This is a genomic window from Bacteroidia bacterium, from assembly GCA_023228875.1.
Classification (GTDB): domain Bacteria; phylum Bacteroidota; class Bacteroidia; order NS11-12g; family UBA955; genus JALOAG01.
On record JALOAG010000001.1, the window covers coordinates 139,911 to 161,601 of the forward strand.

Sequence of the window (21,691 nt, forward strand, 5' to 3'; positions counted from 1 at the left end):
GCGAATTTTGTAATATGATTTTTTCTATCCGAACACCATCTTTTGTTAAACGTTTTTCAGTTCTTTTTCTTGTTGCAGTTTCATCATTTTTTACCGTTCAACACTCCCAAGCCCAAATGGTCAAACAACCTGTTTGGGAATATAAATTTTCTCAAAGTGAGGCCAAAGTTGGCGATGTGGTTGAAGTGGTTTTAACTACAAATGCCCCCAAGGATTGGTATATATATTCTACCAATGTTAAGTGTGAAATCGGACCTATTAAAGCTGCCTTTAATTTTGAGCCAAACAGCTCCTTTGAGCTTGTTGGTGAGCTTTATTCTGTAGGTGATAAGAAGGAAATGGATGATGTGTTTAATTGTCAGGTAGGTAAATTTGAAAAGAAAGCCGAGTTAAGACAAAAGATTAAAATTCTTTCTCCTAAGCCAGTAATTAAAGGTTACTTGGAAGGTCAAATGTGTAGCAACGTGTCCGGTATGTGTGTGCCATTAGAAAGTGCAGATTTTGTCTTTTCAGGATTGTCTGTTACGGGTACAGCCATTAAAGGCACAACAGAAGTTAAAGAACAAAACACAGAAAACGTTGAGTCTGTTAACAAAGTCGAAATAAAAGATACAATTGAAAATAATAGTTCGGAGTTTGCCGAAACAACAAATATGCAGCCGACAGCTATGCCTGATAACAAAGGAGCATACAAGCCTTCATATTTATACAAAGCCAAAGATGAGAATGATATAGGCAAATGCGAGGTGAAGAAATACGAAGGAGCCATTGGAGGAGTTTCTAAAGATAGTTTATTTGGTTTTTTCTTATTGGCTTTCTTGTCAGGATTGGCAGCTTTGCTAACACCTTGTGTGTTTCCGATGATACCTATGACTGTGGCTTTTTTTATGAAAGGTGGCGAGACAAAGAGCAAAGCACAATCAATTAAAAGTGGATTACTCTTTGGGGCATCTATCATCTTTATTTATACTGTATTAGGAAGTTTTGTAGGGGTTGTATTTGGTGAAGATGCAGCTAATTTTGTTGCAACACACTGGATTCCCAATATTTTCTTTTTTCTTATCTTTATCTTTTTTGCTGCTGCTTTTTTCGGAGCATTTGAATTGGTATTGCCTTCATGGTTGGTTAATAAGGTAGATAAGCAATCTGACAAGGGAGGATTCTTAGGAATCTTTTTTATGGCGTTAACATTAGCGTTGGTTTCGTTTAGCTGTACTGGTCCGATTGTAGGAATTGTTTTGGTTGAGAGTTTAAATGGAGAGTTTGTCAAACCGGTAGTGGGTATGTTTGGGTTCTCATTAGCTTTTGCATTGCCCTTTGCACTGTTTGCCATGTTTCCTACTTGGCTCAATACTTTGCCTAAATCCGGAGGATGGCTTAATTCTGTTAAAGTAGTATTAGGGTTTTTGGAACTTGCTTTGGGTCTAAAGTTCCTTTCCCTTGCCGACCAAACCTATCATTGGGGAATATTGGACAGAGAGGTATATCTGTCACTTTGGATTGTCATCTTTACCCTCATGGGTATTTATTTATTAGGCAAACTCAAATTCTCTCATGACAGTGAATTGCCATATTTAAAAGTGCCTCGCTTAATCTTGGCTATTATCACTTTTTCTTTTGTAATTTATCTAATACCGGGAATGTTTGGAGCACCATTAAAAGCACTTGCAGGTTATTTACCCCCAATGTCAACACATGATTTTGCACTGCTCGACAAATTAGAAGGGGATAGAGGAGATGTAGAAGGGACTCCTAAATATTCAGACAAATTGCATCTGCCGCATAATCTAAAAGGGTATTTTGACTATGAAGAAGGAATGGCTTATGCTCAAAAGGTTGGTAAACCGGTATTCTTGGATTTTACCGGACATGGTTGTGTTAATTGCCGTGAAATGGAATCCAGGGTGTGGAGCGATGAAAGAATCTTAGATATTTTAAGCAAGGATTATATTGTTATTGCCCTTTATGTTGATGATAAGACCATAACACTTCCGGAAGAGGAACAATATATTTCAAAAATTACGGGTAGAAAGGTTACTACATTAGGCAAGAAAAATTCTGATATTCAGTCATGTATGTTCGGAAGCAATTCCCAACCGAACTATATCCTCTTGGATAATGATGAAAATCTGTTAAATGCTCAACAGCCTTATGATTTGAGTGTAGAGAATTTTATCAGATTCTTGAAATCAGGAGTTAAACACTATAAAGAAAATCAGCAGAAAAAAGCAGAGCAAGTGCAACCGGCTTTTGAAAGCGCAGACTAATATGACAGCAAAAAAACATTTTGAAGAAGCACAACAAATTCTAAAACAGTTTTTAGAGAATGAAAACAATTTTTCGCGCATAGAATCTGCGATTGAACTGATGTCAAATGCCATCAATAATGGCAGGAAGATTATTTCTTGTGGAAATGGAGGTTCTATGTGTGATGCAATGCATTTCGCAGAAGAGTTAACGGGACGTTATCGCAATAACAGACGAGCAATTCCGGCTATCAGTATCAGTGACCCGGCTCACATCACTTGTGTTGGGAATGATTATGGATTTGAAGAAATTTTTGCCCGATATATTGAGGTTGTGGGCAATCGGGGCGATGTATTGCTTGCTATCAGTACGAGCGGTAACTCTGCAAATATTATTAAAGCGGCTCAAATTGCTAAGAAAAAAAGTATCCATGTAGTTGGGCTTACAGGCAAAGATGGAGGCGTGTTAAGTCCTTTATGTGATGTGGAGATTCGTGCTCCATATAGCGAATACGCAGATAGAGCGCAGGAAATTCATATTAAGGTTATCCATGCATTGATAGACGGTATTGAGCACAAATTAGAAGCTTAAATCAGTAGTCCAACTGGCTTAATTTTACTTGAAAATAGGTCGATTCAATAAAATTATTGTAGGTTGGAATTTCAATATGCCCGAAATTTTTATGTTTAGTTAAAATGTTTTTTCCCAGAGCCTGTTTAAGTGATAGTTCAATCAACTCGGTGCAATAGAACTCGGAACTATCATTGTTGTCGAATTTATAATCAAAAGCAATTTGTTTCTCAAGATACGTATTTGCACTATTGAGGAATAGGGCAACTGTTTCTTCATTTTCATTCAATCTTACCACAATAATTGAGTTTGGATGGGATTCTTTCAAAAACCGGTTTAGAGGTGTTAACTGCATACCTTCATGTTCTCCATTTGATTCGCAGTTAATTACATGCCATTCCTGATTCTTTTTATTCAGGATGCCGCAATGTGTAACCCCGCTATTTTCACTAAAATATTGGTATATGAGATTACTTATGCCGCCAAAACCTCTACGCAAGATAATATCACCATCTTTGAATGTTGCTATTTCTTGTTGTGATAATTGAGCGTGTTTCCTGTTGTTGATAGGGCTGTTTTGAGTTGAACTACTCGCAGCATATAGAGAAATCCATCTTCCCGTTTTGTTTCTGATAAAATCAATATTATACACCAGCAATATGGATATGATGATGAAAAACATCCCCCATAAGCCTATTTTTATTGATTTAATCAAGTGTTGTTTCTTGTGTTTAACCTAAAAAACAAAGACCTCTCATTTATGAAAGGTCTTTGTGTAATTTTGTATTATAGAATAAATTTATTCTTCGGTGCTAATGTCAGCGGAATCATTCAAATCTTCAATCATATTGGAGTTGTCTTCTTCTTCAATACCGGGTTCTTGCGTTTCACCTGATGAATTTTCTTTTGAATTAAGTCCTGCATCTTCTTTGCTCATATCAACCAGCCACTTTCCATCTACTTTGCTCAATATTACCGGACTGGATTCGTCTGTTTTTTCTTCGTTTTTAATTGTAACTGTGCATTTTTGCTTGTTGGCATCAATTTCAACACATTGACAATCTACAACTTCAATTTTTGTTTTTTCGGCTTTTTCTTTTTCTTCTTTAAATTTTGCGTCTCCCATCATCGTGGCAAAGCCTTGCATGGTTTTCATATACTCTTTGGTTTTGTCGGTTCCAAGTTCTCCGGCTTTTTGAAAATCTAATTTCAAAATTGCTGTCTGAAATGCAATGGCTACATCTTCAGGTTTTGACTGTTTTGAACATGAAAATAATAATCCTGATGTTAAAATAATCAAACTTAAATCTCTGATTGTTTTCATATTCATATTGATAAGGTTTTAATGAAGTTACAAACGTAATGTATTTATTTAATCTGCAAAGGTGTTTTTTAGAAAGCACACTTTTTATTATTCTAAAAACAATAGATGCTCAGTACCCGTATTTGTCGCCCCAATTTCCCTTGAGTTTTTCGCGTATTTTCTCTTCTATAGGATTTTTTCCGGGGTCATAGAACGTTGTTCCACTAATTTCAGAAGGTAAAAATTCTAAATTTACAAAATTGCCCTGATGATTGTGTGCATATTGATAATCCTTGCCGTAATCAAGTTCTTTCATCAGTTTTGTTGGGGCGTTGCGCAGATGCAATGGAACCGATAGGCTGCCTGTTTTCTTTACAGTAGCAATCGCTTTGTCGATAGCTATATATGAAGCATTGCTCTTTGCAGATGAGGCAAGATAAATTGCAGTTTGAGACAAAATGATTCTACTTTCAGGAAATCCGATTGTGTTTACTGCTTGAAAACAATTGTTTGCCATTAGTAAAGCATTGGGATTAGCATTTCCAATATCCTCAGAAGCAAGAATTACCATTCTTCTTGCAATAAATAAAGGATCTTCTCCGCCTTCTATCATTCGTGCCAACCAATAAACCGCAGCGTTTGGGTCACTTCCGCGCATGGATTTTATGAATGCCGAAATGATATCATAATGTTGTTCACCTGTTTTGTCGTATAATGCCATGTTTTGTTGCACTTGCTTCAGCACAAAGTCATTGGTTATATCAACTGAATCTTTTTCTGCGGCATTTACAACTAATTCTAACACATTCAGCAATTTGCGTGCATCCCCACCGGAAAGTCTTAATAATGCTTCATGTTCTGTTATGGTAATTTGAATTGTTTTTAAAGTTTCATCTGTCTGAATAGCTCTATTTAATATCTCTAAAAGTTCTGATTTTTCTAAATGTTGTAACACATAAACTTGGCAACGTGATAACAATGCTGATATCACTTCAAAAGATGGATTTTCGGTTGTGGCACCAATTAAAGTAACAAGACCTCGTTCAACTGCTGCAAGTAAAGAATCTTGCTGAGATTTTGAGAATCTGTGTATTTCATCAATAAATAGAACAGGTTGTTCTTGCTGCCCTTTCTTTAATGCTTCTGCTTTTTCTATTACTTCTCTAATGTCTTTTACTCCTGAATTTATTGCACTCAGACTAAAAAAAGGTCTTTGTAATTCTCTTGAAATAATAAAAGCCAATGTGGTTTTGCCTACACCAGGAGGTCCCCACAAGATCATAGATGGAATATTCTTTTGTTCTATTGCATTTCTCAAAACCGCACCTTTCCCGATAATGTGACTTTGTCCGATATATTCTTGCAGATTTTTAGGTCTCAACCTTTCTGCCAATGGAGTTATTGTTGCCATAGTGAAAGGACAAAGATAATTTATTGAGTGAGAAGGGAATTGTATTTTTTACCTTAGTCTATGCCTACATTTTAGACCAAAGTTGTTTTAGAATTATCTTGTTATTCTTATCTAAAATCCGCACTATATAGATTCCTTGGACAAAATTTGTTTGAATTGTTAACTCATTAGACTGTGAATTGCTATTCAGTTTTTGAATGATAACTGTTTTGCCTGCAAAATCTACCACTTGAATTGTTCCAATCCTGTCTATTTCTCCCTTGATTACAAACGAGTTTTGACCCGGGTTTGGGAAGATAGAAAACTGAAGCAAAGGGATGGAGTCAACCGAATCGTTGACATGATTAAGTGTCCCGTCACACCAATCATTAAGCAATAACAGTGCTTTGTATGCATTGAGCCTGCCACCGCTTACGGTATTTCCACTGAGTTGAGCAAAAGTATCTACACTGTTCATGATAAAATATTTGACCCAAAGTGCAGCAGAGTCGGGATATTGGTGTGCATATTCAATGAATGAATCGCAAGCAGCCGAATAAAGTATGCCTATAACAGCAGCAACATGAGGTGCGGCAAGAGAAGTGCCGGTAGAGTATTTGTATTTTTGTTCTATATATGATCCCGTAGTCAATATAGAGCTGCCGGGTGCCCCTAAATCCACATTTAATTTACCAAAACCACCGTGTAAATCTTCCAAACTATTGGTATTGGTCACAGTGATGGTGTAATCGCTCGGGCATAATGTAGGCAAATCACCTGCATTATCAAGGTTGGTTTTACTGTTACTCACTGATGTGGCATTCAAAATTCCGTATTTACCCATGCTGTCATACAGTGCGCACCAAATTGGTGCGTCTAAGGCAAACATCCCTGATTTACCCCATGATGAATTTACAGATACTATATAAGCGCCATGTTGCCCATTGGTTTCTAAGTACCGTTTTTTCTGTGTCAAAACATATCCGTAAGATTTGATAGCATTTGCTTCATCTCCTCCTCCAATGATTGCTAAAAATTTGTTTTTCCAACTGATGCCTGCAATTCCAATTTCATTATTGCCCACTGCGCCTATGACACCTGTTACACTCATTCCATGTGTGGCAAACTCAATTGAATCTATGATAGTGCCTTTGTCTGCATAGGTGTTCCATCCTAAGTAGTCGCCTGCATATCCGTTGCTGTCATTATCAACCAAACTACCTGGTTTTTCATCTTTGTTTATCCATAGATTGTTTCCAAAATCAGGATGAGTGGTGTCAAAACCCGCATCAATAATGGCAATCACCACAGTGTCCCCTAGTGTTGTAGGACCTCCGCTTGTTATTCCCCACACTGAATCCATCAGAATTCTCTTCATATTCCACTGGTTTTCATACAGAGAATCATCAGGAGTGAGCGCACGCCTTTCTAATGGTCGATTGGGCTGTGCACCGGCTACAAAGGGTAAGGATAAAATTTGAGTAAGGTGTTTGTTTATATCGCCTTGTATATTTGCTTTGTATATGTGATAAGGTTGATAAACTACCTCAAAACCACTAATCCACCCATATTTTAACGATCGTAATTTTTCTAACCCTTCTTCTGTATCAAATTGAATAATTATTGAAGAGCTCTCTACCGGTTTGTTAAATGAAACTTGCTGTGCTTGACTTGCAAGGAAAGAGAAAAATAATATGATTCCAAGAGAGAGGTTTTTCATGGTCAACACAAAGATATGGTGTTTAATAAAATTCTCATGAAATGAATTTTCTATCGGAATTAAAAAGGCAGGTCTATTGATAATGGATCTATATATTGGTAATCCTTTTCAGTTTCAAGAAAACTTTTTGTTCCTTCAGGAAATTTAACAATGTCTTTTGCTTCAATCCCCCAAGGTTTCCAATATTCGCCCAACACAGCTGCAAATGTATTGTCATCCCGTTTGCCAAATTCGGCTTCACCTGTTGGCAGAGCCTCAAGAACATATCCGGAACCATTGGTCTCAAATTTGAACTTGGGTTTGTTTTTAAGCAAGAAATTTGAATATAGAAATCTGCTGTATAACTCTTCAAACTGTATTGGGTGCATAACAGTCTGACCTATTTGTCCTAATATGTCTGCATAGTGATTTTTGATCAGCCCGTTATCTTGCAAACAAACAATAATGCCAAAGCCTTTCATGCCTAAGGAAAACAGTAAGTTAATCGTGTCATCATGGTAATTAAACAGGTCTTTTGTGTATTTAAGTTGCACTATTGAAATACTCCATGGTTGTCTGTCTTTATATTTCAAAGGGTGAAGAATGGTTTGTAGGGTCAAATGGAAGAAACTCAATCGTTCTCTTAGTGTGGGCGAAAGTTCCAGATTTTTATTGGTAGCATCTTGTTTCTTCTTTTCAGCTACTAAATCAGTGTAGAGTGTACCATATACAATCTTTGCCGACCACCAGAAAATCTTTTCTGATTCGAGTTTGCACACTGCTTCATAACCACCCTCAAAAGCTGCTTTTATTTCTTTTTCTAAACTGTTAAAAACAGATTTGACCTCCTTAGTACAAGGCAATTTCATGTCCTCATAGCGGATGGTAGTATGATTGTCCATCATCTTGAAGGTTCGACTGCGCAACTCAAATCTATCCATTACCCATGAGGGGAATACAGTAATAAAATCAGGGTTGTCGTCTAATTCTTCACCGGTTAAAAAACATACTTTTTCGTCAAAGAGTGCATTTATAAATGGATTGAAATATTGAACTTGTAACATCTTGTAAGCGTGATAAAAGTAGTGGCGAAATTAGCCTTATTCTTGTATAAAGTAGGCGTTAGGGAAACGTTTGTATGTTTCTTCTGTCGGATAGCCATTTGCATCTAAACCCAATGAGTCTTTGTAGTATTGAAATGTACTTTCGGGTAGCCGGCTCAAATATCCTCCTACAATCGTTTTTCCATGTATCGTTTGATAAAACAACTGGTTGCTGTTAAAATATCCAAACCCTTTGATACCATCGCGCAAGCCGGTTGGAACAGGAATTACAAGCTCTGCATCAGAATTTTTCACTTCATAAACCCATGCAGGTACATCCTTTTCAGATAAAGTTGAATAGGTTTTTGGGTAGTATTCTATAAACAGAATTGACAGGAGGATGGCATAAAGATAGTCTGCTTTGGGCATTGTCTTAAAGTAATTCACAAGAATAATAGGCAAGAAAAGACAAGCCATTAACACAAATCTTGTTGGAACATGAATGTGATTAAAGAAAGGAATAAAGTGCAATGCTGAAGTAGGCATATTAAAGAGGAAAATATTAAAAACCCGAACTGCAGGAATGCAAATCGCTATGAAAGCCAATGCAGTAAACACACTCATAGAGAACTGAAACTCTTGTTTGCCGGTTTTGTACCAAACATAGAACAAAACCAAAATAAAAGTCCAACCCAAAAACATTTCATATTCCACACTGTCTTTTTCAGGATGAAAACTATCCTTAAAATTCTGTAACCATTGACCACCAAACCACAAGCTGTTGTGAGAGGGTACAAAAAAATCAATCACATTTCCACCAAGCCAAAACGCGCCATTGTCATCTAAAAATAATTTTGCTTGTTGTAATACAATATGAATGAGCACAAATACAACCAGCAATTTGAGCATCGGTTTCCAAGTCATTTTGAATGTTTTACCTGCTATCCATGTATTATATGCCCAAACAATGCCGACATAATACAACATAAAAAATGTAGTATAGTAATCGCTAAGCAATCCAATAAACCCTAATAGGAAGCACACAACTATCCATTTAGTATGAAATTTAACCGGTAGAAATTTGCCGCTTTTAAACTCAAACGCTTTATTGAAATTCAATACAAAAAAGGGAATGACAGCCGTCAACATCAGATTATAGTGAGAAACAAGGTGAGAAACTTTGTAGGGAGCAAAAGCAAAAATAAATCCGGCTAAGAGGCTACCCCAAAAGGATTCTGTAAACCTAAATGCAAGAAAGAACGCTCCCAACCCCGATAACGCAAAACTTAGCAAGAGTGCAATATTGATTGAAAGTATAGGGTTGTCAACTGCAAGGTTCAGCAAAGAGATGATTGTAATATTAGAATTCATGATGGTGTTTCCACCCAATGGATATAATTGTCTGTGGGTATAAAACCAAGGTTCACCTTTCTTTACTGATTCGCAAAAATTATAGACATTCCAGACAAATGCCGGTGAATCGCCATCTTTAGGCGGGCTGATAAATGAATGAGCAAAATCTTGTACAAGAGGAAAAGTATAAATGATGAAAATAGTAGCATACAACAGCAGTGCAGTCAATGACCATGAAACTCTTGGTAACCCATATTTAAAGCCAAAATGTGAGTTAAGGGTTTTGTTCATAGAAGCGGATTATGTTTGGTATTGTTTGCGCGCCAATAAGCGTAACAAACTATTATTTTCTTAAAAATCCCAATATCTTCTCAACGCTATCTTTCGCATCGCCATAAAGCATATCGGTATTGTTTTTATAGAACAAAGGATTTTCAACACCAGCGTAGCCCACAGACATAGAGCGTTTCATCACTATCACTTTTTCTGCTTTCCACGCTTCAATCACAGGCATTCCATAAATTGGGCTTGAAGGGTCGTCTTGCGCACCCGGGTTTACCACATCATTTGCACCAATTACCATGACTACATCAGTTTCAGGCAAATCTTCGTTGATTTCATCCATTTCTAACACAATATCATAAGGTACGCTTGCCTCTGCAAGTAAAACATTCATGTGTCCCGGCAAACGACCGGCTACGGGGTGTATGGCAAAACGAACTTCCTTGCCTTCCTTTCTGAGTATATCTATCATTTCGCGGATAGGGTATTGTGCTTTTGCAACCGCCATTCCATAACCGGGAACAATCACAACGGATTTTGCCTCTTGGAGTAGTTCGGCTGTTTCTTCATGAGTTATTGCTGTTACTTCACCCTCTATTTCTTGTGCAGAACCTTGAATTGGTGTTTCACCAAATCCACCAAAAATAACAGACAAGAAAGAGCGATTCATTGCCTCACACATAATGATAGAAAGAATAGCACCGGAACTACCTACCAATGCACCGGTTACAATTAATAAATCATTGCTGAGCATAAAACCTGCAGCTGCGGCTGCCCACCCTGAATAAGAATTGAGCATTGAAACAACAACAGGCATATCTGCACCGCCAATTGCCATCACCAACATGATACCCACAAAACATGCGATTGCAGTCATCATTAACAAATAAAGTAGTCCCTCAGTACCCGGGGCTTGTACAAACAAAACTCCCAAAACCACCGATATTAACACCAGTATAATATTGACTGTATGTCTTCCTGTATATAGCAATGGTTTGCTGCGGATTTTTCCGTCTAATTTTCCCCATGCAATGATAGAACCGGTAAATGTGATGGCACCTATAAACACCCCTACAAACACTTCAATCAGATGCACCGTATCTGCTCCTTCGTGATATGAACCAAAACCTACTAATACTGCTGCAAGACCTACGAAACTATGTAAGATAGCAACCAGTTGAGGCATTGCGGTCATTTCTACTTTACGAGCCATCATCACTCCAATGATGGAAGCAATGGCTACTGCAATGACTATATAAACATGCCCATTTACATGCGTGTCTAATACCGTAGCTAATACGGCTATTATCATCCCTACGATTCCAAATAAAACACCCCTTTTTGCAGACTCTTGTGAAGATAATCCCCCAAGGCTTAAAATGAACAGAATGCTTGCGAATAAGTAAGCTGCGGTTTGAATATTTGCGAAATTTTCTAACATAATCTCTCTTTTTACTTTTTAAACATTTTTAACATACGATGTGTAACAAAAAAACCGCCCACTATATTGATGCTTGCAACCAATATAGCCAAGAATGCAATGATTGTAACAGGGGCAGAAAAATCATCTGTTACTTGCAATAACCCCCCAATCACAATAATTCCACTGATAGCGTTGGTAATAGCCATCAAAGGTGTGTGTAGTGCGTGGGTTACATTCCAAATCAAGTTCCAACCTACAAACACAGCCAACACAAATACCGTGAAATGCTGCATAAATTGAGGTTCTGCAAATTGACCAACCAAAAATAAAAGCGCACCTACTACACCAAGCTGAATCAACATATTACTTGTTTTTTTCTTTACTTTATTTGCTTCTTGTACTCTTATTTCTTCTGCTGAAAGTTCTTTTACAACAGGTTTGGGTTTTTGTGGACTCACAGGCAAAGGCTCAGGGGGCCAATTGATTTTGCCATCGTGTGTTACCATAGCTCTTGAAACAATGGCATCTTGGAAGTCAATTTTAAAGTTAGCTGCCTTACCCATATCATCAAGAAGATGACACAGATTGTTTCCATAGAGTTGTGAAGCTTGAGCCGGTAATTGGTCGAGTTTGCCAATGATAGTTACGCCATTGCCTGTTGTAAATATTTGACCATTTTGGGTTAAAGCACAATTGCCTCCGGTCGATGCAGCAAGGTCCACAATGACAGAACCCGGTTTCATGGCTGCTACATGATAGTCTAAAATTAATTTGGGAGCTTCTCTCCCGGGTATTTGTGCAGTTGTAATGATGATATCAACGTCTGAAGCTTGTTCCAAGAACAATTTCATTTCGGCTTCAATAAACTCTTTGCTCATTTCCTTTGAATAACCTGATGAAGTTGCACCATCTTCATTTATGTCCACAGTGAGAAATTGAGCACCCATGGATTCTATTTGTTCAGCCACTTCTTTGCGAGTGTCGAATGCTCTCACAATCGCACCAAGAGAATTAGCCGCACCAATGGCAGCTAAGCCTGCTACACCTGCTCCAATGACCAATACTTTGGCAGGATCAACTTTGCCCGCTGCTGTAATTTGACCATTTAAAAAACGTCCAAAATGATAAGCCCCTTCTATTACAGCCCTATATCCTGCAATGTTTGCCATAGACGAAAGGACGTCCATTTTCTGTGCACGGGATATTCTTGGAATTGCGTCCATTGCAACGGCATTGACTTTTTTCTCTGCAAGTAATTTCAACAAGTCTTGATTGGTTGCGGGCCATAAGTAACTAAGAAGCACTAATCCTTCCTTCATTTGATTTACTTCTTCTGGACTGGGTTCTAATACTTTCAGCACTATATCGCTATTGCTATATATTTCGTTTGCTGTTGCAGACAGATGCGCTCCGGATTCTTCAAATTCTTTGTCTGTAAAATTTGATTTTAATCCTGCTCCTTTTTCAATGTAAACCTCAAACCCTTGTTTTATCAACCTTTTTACGGTCTTGGGTGTGGCTGCCACTCTCGATTCGTTAGGATTTAATTCCTTTGGGATTCCTACTCTCATTCTTTTAGGTATTTATATCTTATTAATAATCAACAAAATAACTCAATACATCTTATTTTGCGTGCGCAAATATAAGCGATTAAATTTTGTCAGATTTGTTCATACTAATGAATTGTTGCGAATCACGATTACAAAGCCGCTACTATGGATTATCGAGGGTTATAATCTGACTAATGTAAGGTGATGTTTTTTGAAGATTATTTTAAGAATCGTTCGCCCATTCTATTTTCCATAATTTTCATATATCCGATTCAGCTCTTTATTTTTGCGGATGATTGCATGAAAGCGGTTGTAATAGCTTGGAGGAAATTGTTGAATAATATTCTTGTATTGATTTGGGTCTTGGTTCAGGTTGTAAAGCTGCGCATGGTGTATATTGTCAATGATATAACTGAAGGAGTCTTGATAGATACCCATACCTTCATTGGACCAGATCCTAACTTCGTTTGTACTTAAAAAAACTAAGGTTCTGTGGTTGTCTATGGGTTTGAATAGCGATGTGCCTTTGTATTGTTCATAGACTGCGGAGTTTGCTTCTTGAGCATCAAGAAAATCAACTAATGTAGGCATTATGTCAAGATTGGTAATTCTTTTGTCTCTGTTGTGTAGCATCTGATGATATTGCTCAGGATTTTCATCTATCCATTGTGTTGGTATTCTTATGAACAACGGTATATGTAATGCCTCTTTGAGAAATGAACCTAATCTGGATTCACGTTTGATGGAATATTCACCATGGTCAGCAGTAAAAATAAAAATTGTTCTATCTAATTCTCCCCGACTTTCAAAGGCTTTGTAAATGTTTTCTATGCTTTTATCAATGATATACATTGCTTTGCCATATCTTTCCTTGATGTGCTTTGGGATTTCAATAAGAGGAGAAGATTCTTGAAAAGGTTTATGCAATGCATTGGTATTGTATATCACAAAAACCGGTTTGTCTTTAGGCATCTCCTCAATTTTTTGTTTGGCTTTCAACGTCATGGCAATGTCGTCCACACCTAAGTCGTTAACAGTGCTCAAGTCTGTGTCTTCTGAAGTAAAGAGTAAATCCAGATTTTTATTTTTAACAAAATAGCGAAAATTGTCCCAAGTATAGCGTTGAGATGAGATCAGGGCGGTAGAATATGCATTGGCTTTTGTGTAGTCCCACATAAAGGGAACTTGCATCAATTTTTCATAAGGTTCTTCGGGTCCCACACCGGTAAAAAGTGAAGGCACGCTGATGTTGGTACAACCAGAAATGGACATAGCATCTTGAAAAACCACAAATTGTGATTTTTCGAGTGTAAACCATGATTGCAGAAAGGGAGTGTAGTCGTTTTCATATCCATAAATAGACAAAGGTTCTGCACTCATGGATTCTTGTAGAATGATAACAATATTATATGCTGAAACACTCCCCTTGTGAGGATTTATCCTTATATCAGAAGGTTTCAGGTATTTTCGTGTAATTCTTTGATTCTTTTCTCTCAGGTATTTTTTTGTTGTAAATAAATACCGTGTGTCAATAGTTGAAAATAGAGTGTCGCCATATTTTCCAAATTGATTTTGACCAATAGCTACTAATAGGAAAAGGGCGATTACCCTAAAATAACCTTGTTGTTTATAAACAGCGTTGCGTGCAAAATACCAAAACATCAATACAGACAGTATGAGATATGTAATCATGACACTTGGTTTGCTGAAAAATACTTCAAACACATTGACAAAATATTCCGGGTCATCCATCACAAACGCAATGAGGTTGTCATCCAAAAAGACTTTAAACTCTAAATATACTTGGATTCCTACTGTAAAAAGTATGGGTAAAAATATTACCATCAAAGCACGGATGATCAAGGAAGGAATCTTTGGCAACATTTCGGTAATGGCTCCGGCTACATTCCAAAAACACAAAGACCACAGTGCACTTAACAAGAAAATTGTAAAGGAAAAAGGATGAATAGAAGGTTTGTAAACATACATCCCTAAACTGATTGCTGTTAAGATCAACGACAGCAATGTCCAGCGGTTTAAAAATAAAGCGAAAAACTTGTTTAATGTAAATTTGTTTAGCAATGGCTCCGTTTGTCAATCCGTTGCAAATGTAGAAAAAAGACTATGTCTGACAAGTATAGAATGTTACTATCTAATGAATTAAACAATAAGTAATTTCTTGTTTCTAACTTTCATATTTCTAGATATTGTTTTCTTAACTTTGCTACCTATGAATATAGAGGTACTCAGCAAAAAAATCAAGAAAATAGCCCAAGAAATTTCTAGTTTAACGCATGATATTGAACACAATACTGCCAGAAGACAATTTTATATTGATTTGATAAAACAACGTGTATTTGATTTATATGACCTTACACAAGAGTTTAGTCAAGCAGTTAAAGGAAAAGAGGTTGTGAAAGATGGATATTTCTTGAAAAAAAACCAACCGACTGGTTTTTTCAGAACCGAGAGAGACGAAACTGTTAAAGAAAATCCTATTGAAGAAAAACCTGCTGATATCACTAAGATAGTTACAGAACAACCAAAAGCAGAAGAGAAAAAACCGGAACCTATTTCAATTGAAAAGCCAATCGAAACCCCGGTAGCTAAAAATCTGTTTACAGAGGAACCCAAGGTTGAAGAGAAGGTAATTATTCCAACCCAAGAAGAAGTTGAAATACCCTTAGAAGATGCAATAGAAGAGGAAACCGTAGTAGGAACAAAAGAAGATATTAAAGAAGAGGAAATAGAAGAAGAAAAGGTTAATATTATTGAAGAAAGTGCTCCGGTATTATCTACTCCCGCAACAGAAGCAAACAAAGTCTCATTAGCAGAAAAACCTTCCGGTAATACGAATCTCAGGCCATTATTAACACAACTTTTGGCAGACATTACAGCTCGTAAAACACTGGCAAACGATATTTCACATAAATTGCAAAGTGCACCTATTACGAATTTTTATAATACTGTTTCAATTAGCCAGAAACATCAATATATAGATGAACTGTTTGCATGCAAACCCGATGTGTATCGCAGTGTTTTACAAAAAATTGAAGAAATTGGGAATTTACAAGACTCTTTGGAATACTTAGGTAAAGAGATTGCGCCAACGTATCATTGGGAAAAGAGTGAAAAATTAGTTTCAGAATTTTTGTATTTGGTAAACAGGAGGTTCTTGTGAAAGCATATATAGGTGCTGCACGATTGCGCACTTTGCCATTAGCTGCTGCCGTAGTTGCAATGGGAGATATTTGCGTTAGATTGTTCTATCCGTCATTCTACCGATTTGAAATTACCGGTTGGATTTTAATTACAGCTATTTTGTTGCAAGTGTTATCAAATTTTGCAAATGATTACGGTGATTTTAAAAAAGGCACTGACATTTATGCTAAACGTAAAGATAGGGCAATGTCTTCAGGTAGAATCTCGGAATCAAAGATGATTGTTTCGCTTGTTTTAATTTCAGGTTTATCCTTATTGTCAGGATTGAAATTGTTGTGGGTAGCTTTTGATGGAGATTTATCTAAGGGATTTATTTTTATGCTCGGAGTTGGATTGCTTGCTATTTTAGCTTCCATTACCTATACAATTGGCAAGAATGCCTATGGATACAAAGCTCTTGGGGATTTGTTTGTATTTATTTTTTTTGGTCCGGTGGCAGTGTTGGGGTGCGTTTATTTGCATGCTACCGATTCTTTTGTTGTCCAACCCAATCACGTTTTTCCGGCATGTGTAGCAGCTTCTTGTTGCATGGGCTTTGCTTCTACCGCTGTGCTTACTATTAACAATATTCGCGATATTGAAAAAGATAAAAGTTCAGGTAAAACTACAATACCGGTATTGCTGGGTTATGTTAAAGCAAAAATGTATTTCTACACTTTAGTAATTGCCATGTTAATCAGTTTTGTGGTATTTATCTCTTTAACAGATAAAGACTTAGGAGTCAAGCTGTTTGTATCAATTATTGCCTTGTTGATTTTTACATTCAGAATAATGAAAATTGCGCTTGCAAATAGACAAACACCTTTTTTTTATTACATGCGTGAACTTAAATATTTCTCAATTTCTGTGTTGGTATTGCCTTTGTTATCATGGTTCTGAAATTTGAATTAGAAAAACACACCCTTATATACAAAAGACCTGCAACCACAAGCAGAGGCGCGCTTAATGACCGCAAACTATGGATTATCAAAGTGTTTGATGTATTGCAACCTGATATTAAAGGTCAAGGAGAATGTGGCATTATACACAAACTTAGCCCGGAAGATACAATAGATTTTGACTCTATAATTGAGGAGCTTGTTTTCAAGTTAAATTGTGGCGAAAACATTGACCCTGAGATATTAGAGCAGTATCCGGCATTCAGTTTTGCATTAGAGTCCGCCTTGTTAGACCTGCAAACCGGAGGCAAACAAATATTGTTTGATACTCCCTTTAGTCATGGCTTAGCAGGCATCAAAATAAATGGATTGGTGTGGATGAATGACATTGAGGAAATGCAAGCAGAAGCTCAACTAAAGTTGCAAGCAGGATTCAATTGCCTAAAATTTAAAATAGGGGCACTTGATTTTGAACTTGAATGTCGGATGATTGAGCAAGTGAGAAAAACTGCTGACAGTTCGCACTTGCAAATCAGATTAGATGCTAATGGAGCGTTCCCTGCTACAGATGCGTTGTTGATGCTCAAAGATTTAAAACGCTTCGAGATTCACAGTATAGAACAACCAATAGCGCGAAATCAATGGGGAGAGATGGAAGAACTCTGTGCAAAATCTCCTATAGACATTGCCTTGGACGAAGAGCTGATAGGGTTAAATATTGACAGACAAGCAGAGGCATTGCTGAAACAAGTTCGTCCGCAATGGATTGTGCTCAAACCCTCTCTTGTGGGTGGACTTGCTGCGTCTGATAAATGGATAAGCATTGCAAAGAAATACAATGTGGGCTGGTGGGCAACGTCTGCTTTAGAAAGCAATATTGGATTAAATGTAATTGCTCAATGGGTCTCAACTAAGGAAACAAAATTGCATCAAGGGCTAGGAACCGGTCAGCTATATACCACAAATTTTACTCCCAATACTCAAATTAAATTAGGGGAGTTATGGAGGGAAAACGGCAAATAATTTGTAATACATAAACACACAAAGAATGTTATCTTCGCACACCCTTATTAAAGGAGGAAAAATATGTCATTAATCAAGTCAATTTCTGGAATCAGAGGAACGATAGGAGGCTTGCCGGGCAACAATCTTACACCACCCGACATTGTTAAATTTACTGCTGCTTTTGCAACTTTCATTGGCAAACAAAATTGGGGTAAGACGATTGTTGTTGGACGTGATGCTCGTATTTCGGGTCAAATGGTTGCAGGTTTGGTTAATTCAACTCTTGTTTCTCTTGGATTTGATGTTGTTGACTTGGGCTTGAGTACCACCCCTTCTGTTGAACTTGCTGTTATTGAACTCAAGGCAGCGGGTGGAATTATTATTACTGCAAGCCATAACCCAAAACAATGGAATGCACTGAAATTACTTAATAATGACGGAGAGTTTTTAGATGAAGCACAAGCAGGTCAAGTGTTAGAACTGGCAGAAACTTCAGCAGTAAACTATGCAGATGCTACAGAAATTGGTGAGATTCACCATCAACATGGAGGTTATATCAACAGACATATTGAAAGAATACTTGAACTACCTCTTGTTGATGTAAAAGCAATCAGAGAGAAAGGATTCAAAATTGTGGTAGATGCCGTTAACTCTACAGGCGGAATAGCTGTTCCTGCTTTGTTAAAGGCACTGGGAGTAAGTGAAATAATAGAGATAAACTGTGAGCCTACCGGACATTTTGCGCACAATCCCGAACCATTGCCCGAAAATCTTACAAGTCTGGCACTCAAGGTGAAGGGGCGTTCTGCTGACTTGGGTATCAGTGTTGACCCGGACGTGGATAGATTGGCATTGGTGTCTGAGAATGGCGAAATGTTTGGAGAAGAATATACATTGGTTGCTGTAGCTCAATATGTGTTACAACACACACCCGGCAATACCGTGTCTAATCTTAGTTCCACTCGAGCACTGAGAGATGTTACAGAAAAAGCAGGGATGAGCTATTCGGCTTCTGCTGTGGGAGAAGTGAATGTTGTGAAACAAATGAAGGCTACTAACGCGGTTATTGGAGGCGAAGGAAATGGAGGTATTATTTACCCTGAAATACACTATGGAAGAGATGCATTAGTGGGCATTGCTCTTTTCTTGTCTCATCTTGCAAAAATTGGTAAAAAAGCTTCTACCTATAGAGCAACTTTGCCCAATTATGTGATTTCTAAAAATAAAATCAGTATTGCAGATAATTTCTCTGTAGATACGATTTTAGAACAAATTCAACACAAATACAAAAGACACCCTATCAATACTGTTGATGGTCTGAAAATAGAATTTGATGACGAATGGGTGCATCTAAGAAAATCAAATACAGAACCTGTTATCAGGATTTATGCTGAAAGCAAATCGTCAACCTTGGCGGATAATCTTGCTGAAAGGATAATGAAAGATATAGGAGAACTCTTAAAAAGTAACGGAAAATAAATGGCTCTAAAATGTGGTATCGTTGGATTACCCAACGTAGGTAAATCAACACTTTTCAACTGTTTGACAAATGCAAAAGCTCAAGCAGCAAACTTTCCCTTTTGTACAATCGAACCCAATATTGGTATTATAACCGTTCCCGATCCAAGGTTAGAGGAATTGACTAAAATCGCTAAGCCTCAAAACATAGTGCCCGCAACTATTGAGATTGTGGACATTGCAGGTTTAGTAAAGGGCGCTAGCAAAGGCGAAGGTTTAGGAAATCAATTTTTAGGAAATATCAGAAGTACCAATGCCATTTTGCATGTTTTAAGATGTTTTGAAAACGACAATATCATCCATGTTGAAGGTGGCATTGATCCTATTAGAGACAAGGATATTATTGATACAGAATTACAATTCAAAGACTTAGAATCTGTAGATGCAAGGATTAGCAAAGTAGCAAAGGCAGCTAAAGCAGGTGGTGATAAAGATGCAGCCAAAACTCACGAGGTATTGCTTAAAATTAAACAACACCTTGAACAAGGTAAATCTGTGCGCTCCTTAGGCTTGGAGAAAGAGGAGTTGGAATTGATTGACGACTTGAATTTACTTACTGTTAAACCAATTTTATACGTCTGCAACGTGGACGAAGCAGGGTTAAAAGGCAATAAGTGGGTAGATGCAGTCAAGGAGAAAGCAAAAGAAGAACAAGCAGAAGTAATTATTATCTCTGCAGCATTGGAAGCGGAAATTGCCGAACTGGAAGATTCCGAGGAACGCGCAATGTTTTTGAAAGATTATGGTTTAAGCGAAAGTGGATTGGCGCAATTAATCAGAGCTGCTTATAAACTCTTGGACTACATTACTTATTTTACCGTAGGAGAAAAAGAAGTGAGAGCATGGACTATAACGAAAGGCTTTAAAGCACCACAAGCTGCCGGAGTGATTCACTCAGATTTTGAAAAAGGCTTTATCAGGGCTGAAGTAATCTCTTACGATGATTATGTTCATTACAAATCTGAAACCGCTGTTAAAGAAGCCGGAAAGTTAGGCGTAGAAGGAAAAGAATATATTGTGCAAGACGGGGATTGTATGCACTTTAGATTTAATGTATAACCCTTCCTGCACTAATCAGTACATGGCTCAACTTTCCTGATTCATGTATTATACCTTCTTTGCTCAATTTGTTTATCTTTACCTTACCGCTTGCGTGCATTACTTCACTGTTTCCAATATAGATTCCTACATGGGTTATTTTTTCTGAATTTTTACCGAAAAACAATAGATCTCCTGCTTGTATCTCATCAAAAGAAACGGTTTGACATACAGCGGCTTGAGGACGCGAATCTCGAGGAATCGTTATTCCGTTTATTTTAAAAACAATCTGTGTGAACCCTGAACAATCTATACCTGAGAAACTTCTGCCGCCCCATAGATACGGAGTGTTTATGAATGTGTGAGCCGTGTCAATGATGGATTTTTGTAAGGTGTGCGGGTGAACCTGTCTGTCTTTCCATGCGGGAAAGTGGTCTATCTCATTTTCGCGTAATACCGCACCTCCGGGAATGATTGGAGGAAAGCCGGGCAAATGAATTACTGTAAAACATTCGGGAACGATAATTGTCTTGTTGCCGGTAGGAAAAGTGTTTTCACTAAATTGGTCGGAAGAAATAAAAGCGTGGTAATTGTCAAAATCTGTGAGTATTTCAAACCACCCATTTTGCTCGCTTTGCACTTGATAGGTCTCACCAAATAGTAAACAACTCACCATTTCTGAAGCAGACTCTGGTTTAGCCCTGAGTGGTATCCACGAAAGGCGACATATCCCTTTCATAGGTTAAGCGTTTGGATGAAGTTTGTCTTTCTTTGCCAGAAGTTGCTCCTTGGTTTCAACTCTGTCAACATCAGGAATACAGCAATCAACAGGGCATACTGCCGCGCACTGAGGTTCGCCAAAGAATCCTTCACATTCTGTGCATTTATCAGGGACAATATAATATACTTCATTGGATATAGCGGGATGTCGTGTGTCCACATCAGTAACATCGCCATTTTCCAACGTAAAAGAACCTGTTACTGTAGTGCCATCAGCAATGCTCCATTCGGCACCTGATTCATATATTGCGTTGTTTGGACATTCAGGTTCACAAGCTCCGCAGTTGATACATTCGTCTGTTATGATAATAGCCATTTGAAATTCGTTTTGATGCCACAAAATTATACAAAATGAGAAATGCCAAGTGAATTATTCCTTGTAGGACTTTA

18 protein-coding genes are annotated in these 21,691 nt (G+C 37.6%); 7 read left to right on the forward strand and 11 right to left on the reverse strand.

What is annotated here, in order from left to right:
• The first annotated feature begins 14 nt into the window (after positions 1-14).
• The gene (locus M0R38_00640) at positions 15-2,267 is read left to right on the forward strand and encodes a thioredoxin family protein (protein MCK9480254.1); all 2,253 of its coding nucleotides are present in this window, start codon (positions 15-17) and stop codon (positions 2,265-2,267) included.
• A 1-nt stretch (position 2,268) separates the two neighbouring features.
• Positions 2,269-2,838 carry a D-sedoheptulose 7-phosphate isomerase gene (gene lpcA / locus M0R38_00645; GenBank protein ID MCK9480255.1) on the forward strand — a complete coding sequence of 190 codons (570 nt, stop codon included), beginning with the start codon at positions 2,269-2,271 and terminating at the stop codon, positions 2,836-2,838.
• A gap of 1 nt (position 2,839) precedes the next feature.
• On the opposite strand, the gene M0R38_00650 is transcribed toward lpcA, so the two are convergent.
• From M0R38_00650 to M0R38_00690, 9 genes are all read right to left on the reverse strand, one after another.
• On the reverse strand, positions 2,840-3,532 hold the full coding sequence (locus M0R38_00650; protein ID MCK9480256.1) for a hypothetical protein: 693 nt from the start codon (positions 3,530-3,532) through the stop codon (positions 2,840-2,842).
• A gap of 84 nt (positions 3,533-3,616) precedes the next feature.
• Positions 3,617-4,141 carry a DUF4878 domain-containing protein gene (locus tag M0R38_00655; protein MCK9480257.1) on the reverse strand — a complete coding sequence of 175 codons (525 nt, stop codon included), beginning with the start codon at positions 4,139-4,141 and terminating at the stop codon, positions 3,617-3,619.
• A 109-nt stretch (positions 4,142-4,250) separates the two neighbouring features.
• Positions 4,251-5,531, reverse strand: coding sequence for a replication-associated recombination protein A (locus M0R38_00660; protein MCK9480258.1), 1,281 nt, complete (start codon positions 5,529-5,531; stop codon positions 4,251-4,253).
• A gap of 64 nt (positions 5,532-5,595) precedes the next feature.
• Positions 5,596-7,230, reverse strand: a complete 1,635-nt coding sequence (locus M0R38_00665) for a S8 family peptidase (protein MCK9480259.1) — start codon at positions 7,228-7,230, stop codon at positions 5,596-5,598.
• Positions 7,231-7,289: 59 nt separating this feature from the next.
• Positions 7,290-8,273 carry a hypothetical protein gene (locus M0R38_00670; GenBank protein MCK9480260.1) on the reverse strand — a complete coding sequence of 328 codons (984 nt, stop codon included), beginning with the start codon at positions 8,271-8,273 and terminating at the stop codon, positions 7,290-7,292.
• A gap of 36 nt (positions 8,274-8,309) precedes the next feature.
• Positions 8,310-9,896 (reverse strand): hypothetical protein, encoded by a 1,587-nt coding sequence (locus M0R38_00675; protein ID MCK9480261.1) that lies wholly within the window; start codon positions 9,894-9,896, stop codon positions 8,310-8,312.
• 52 nt (positions 9,897-9,948) lie between these two features.
• Positions 9,949-11,328: a Re/Si-specific NAD(P)(+) transhydrogenase subunit beta gene (pntB, locus tag M0R38_00680; GenBank protein MCK9480262.1), complete on the reverse strand. Its 1,380-nt coding sequence runs from the start codon at positions 11,326-11,328 to the stop codon at positions 9,949-9,951.
• An 11-nt stretch (positions 11,329-11,339) separates the two neighbouring features.
• Positions 11,340-12,881, reverse strand: coding sequence for a Re/Si-specific NAD(P)(+) transhydrogenase subunit alpha (locus tag M0R38_00685; protein ID MCK9480263.1), 1,542 nt, complete (start codon positions 12,879-12,881; stop codon positions 11,340-11,342).
• A gap of 222 nt (positions 12,882-13,103) precedes the next feature.
• On the reverse strand, positions 13,104-14,885 hold the full coding sequence (locus M0R38_00690) for a sulfatase-like hydrolase/transferase (GenBank protein ID MCK9480264.1): 1,782 nt from the start codon (positions 14,883-14,885) through the stop codon (positions 13,104-13,106).
• 205 nt (positions 14,886-15,090) lie between these two features.
• Here M0R38_00690 and M0R38_00695 point away from each other — a divergent pair, with 205 nt between their 5' ends.
• The 5 genes from M0R38_00695 (at position 15,091) to ychF (ending at position 20,542) form a co-directional block, all read left to right on the forward strand.
• Positions 15,091-16,041: a hypothetical protein gene (locus tag M0R38_00695; protein ID MCK9480265.1), complete on the forward strand. Its 951-nt coding sequence runs from the start codon at positions 15,091-15,093 to the stop codon at positions 16,039-16,041.
• Positions 16,038-16,961, forward strand: coding sequence for a 1,4-dihydroxy-2-naphthoate octaprenyltransferase (menA, locus tag M0R38_00700; GenBank protein MCK9480266.1), 924 nt, complete (start codon positions 16,038-16,040; stop codon positions 16,959-16,961). The genes M0R38_00695 and menA overlap by 4 nt, the downstream gene beginning before the upstream one ends.
• A complete protein-coding gene (locus M0R38_00705; GenBank protein ID MCK9480267.1) occupies positions 16,952-17,983 on the forward strand; it encodes an o-succinylbenzoate synthase in 1,032 nt (343 codons plus the stop codon). The genes menA and M0R38_00705 overlap by 10 nt, the downstream gene beginning before the upstream one ends.
• 63 nt (positions 17,984-18,046) lie before the next feature.
• Positions 18,047-19,444 carry a phosphoglucosamine mutase gene (gene glmM / locus M0R38_00710; GenBank protein MCK9480268.1) on the forward strand — a complete coding sequence of 466 codons (1,398 nt, stop codon included), beginning with the start codon at positions 18,047-18,049 and terminating at the stop codon, positions 19,442-19,444.
• On the forward strand, positions 19,445-20,542 hold the full coding sequence (gene ychF / locus M0R38_00715) for a redox-regulated ATPase YchF (GenBank protein MCK9480269.1): 1,098 nt from the start codon (positions 19,445-19,447) through the stop codon (positions 20,540-20,542).
• Here the strand turns inward: ychF and M0R38_00720 are convergent.
• Together M0R38_00720 and M0R38_00725 are read right to left on the reverse strand one after the other, a co-directional pair.
• The gene (locus M0R38_00720; GenBank protein ID MCK9480270.1) at positions 20,532-21,260 is read right to left on the reverse strand and encodes a C40 family peptidase; all 729 of its coding nucleotides are present in this window, start codon (positions 21,258-21,260) and stop codon (positions 20,532-20,534) included. The two genes, ychF and M0R38_00720, sit on opposite strands and share 11 nt — an antisense overlap.
• A 3-nt stretch (positions 21,261-21,263) precedes the next feature.
• Entirely contained in the window at positions 21,264-21,617 is a 354-nt protein-coding gene (locus M0R38_00725; GenBank protein ID MCK9480271.1) for a 4Fe-4S dicluster domain-containing protein, read from the reverse strand.
• Between the last annotated feature and the right edge of the window lie 74 nt (positions 21,618-21,691).

Bases quoted from the DNA above. Each gene is read 5' to 3' on its own strand.
- M0R38_00660 (MCK9480258.1), bottom strand. From the start codon at position 5,531: ATGGCAACAATAACTCCATTGGCAGAAAGGTTGAGACCTAAAAATCTG.
- M0R38_00725 (MCK9480271.1), bottom strand. From the start codon at position 21,617: ATGGCTATTATCATAACAGACGAATGTATCAACTGCGGAGCTTGTGAA.
- lpcA (MCK9480255.1), top strand. From the start codon at position 2,269: ATGACAGCAAAAAAACATTTTGAAGAAGCACAACAAATTCTAAAACAG.
- M0R38_00665 (MCK9480259.1), bottom strand. From the start codon at position 7,230: ATGAAAAACCTCTCTCTTGGAATCATATTATTTTTCTCTTTCCTTGCA.
- M0R38_00670 (MCK9480260.1), bottom strand. From the start codon at position 8,273: ATGTTACAAGTTCAATATTTCAATCCATTTATAAATGCACTCTTTGAC.
- M0R38_00640 (MCK9480254.1), top strand. From the start codon at position 15: ATGATTTTTTCTATCCGAACACCATCTTTTGTTAAACGTTTTTCAGTT.
- M0R38_00705 (MCK9480267.1), top strand. From the start codon at position 16,952: ATGGTTCTGAAATTTGAATTAGAAAAACACACCCTTATATACAAAAGA.
- glmM (MCK9480268.1), top strand. From the start codon at position 18,047: ATGTCATTAATCAAGTCAATTTCTGGAATCAGAGGAACGATAGGAGGC.
- M0R38_00685 (MCK9480263.1), bottom strand. From the start codon at position 12,881: ATGAGAGTAGGAATCCCAAAGGAATTAAATCCTAACGAATCGAGAGTG.
- M0R38_00695 (MCK9480265.1), top strand. From the start codon at position 15,091: ATGAATATAGAGGTACTCAGCAAAAAAATCAAGAAAATAGCCCAAGAA.
- M0R38_00675 (MCK9480261.1), bottom strand. From the start codon at position 9,896: ATGAACAAAACCCTTAACTCACATTTTGGCTTTAAATATGGGTTACCA.
- ychF (MCK9480269.1), top strand. From the start codon at position 19,445: ATGGCTCTAAAATGTGGTATCGTTGGATTACCCAACGTAGGTAAATCA.
- pntB (MCK9480262.1), bottom strand. From the start codon at position 11,328: ATGTTAGAAAATTTCGCAAATATTCAAACCGCAGCTTACTTATTCGCA.
- M0R38_00655 (MCK9480257.1), bottom strand. From the start codon at position 4,141: ATGAAAACAATCAGAGATTTAAGTTTGATTATTTTAACATCAGGATTA.
- M0R38_00720 (MCK9480270.1), bottom strand. From the start codon at position 21,260: ATGAAAGGGATATGTCGCCTTTCGTGGATACCACTCAGGGCTAAACCA.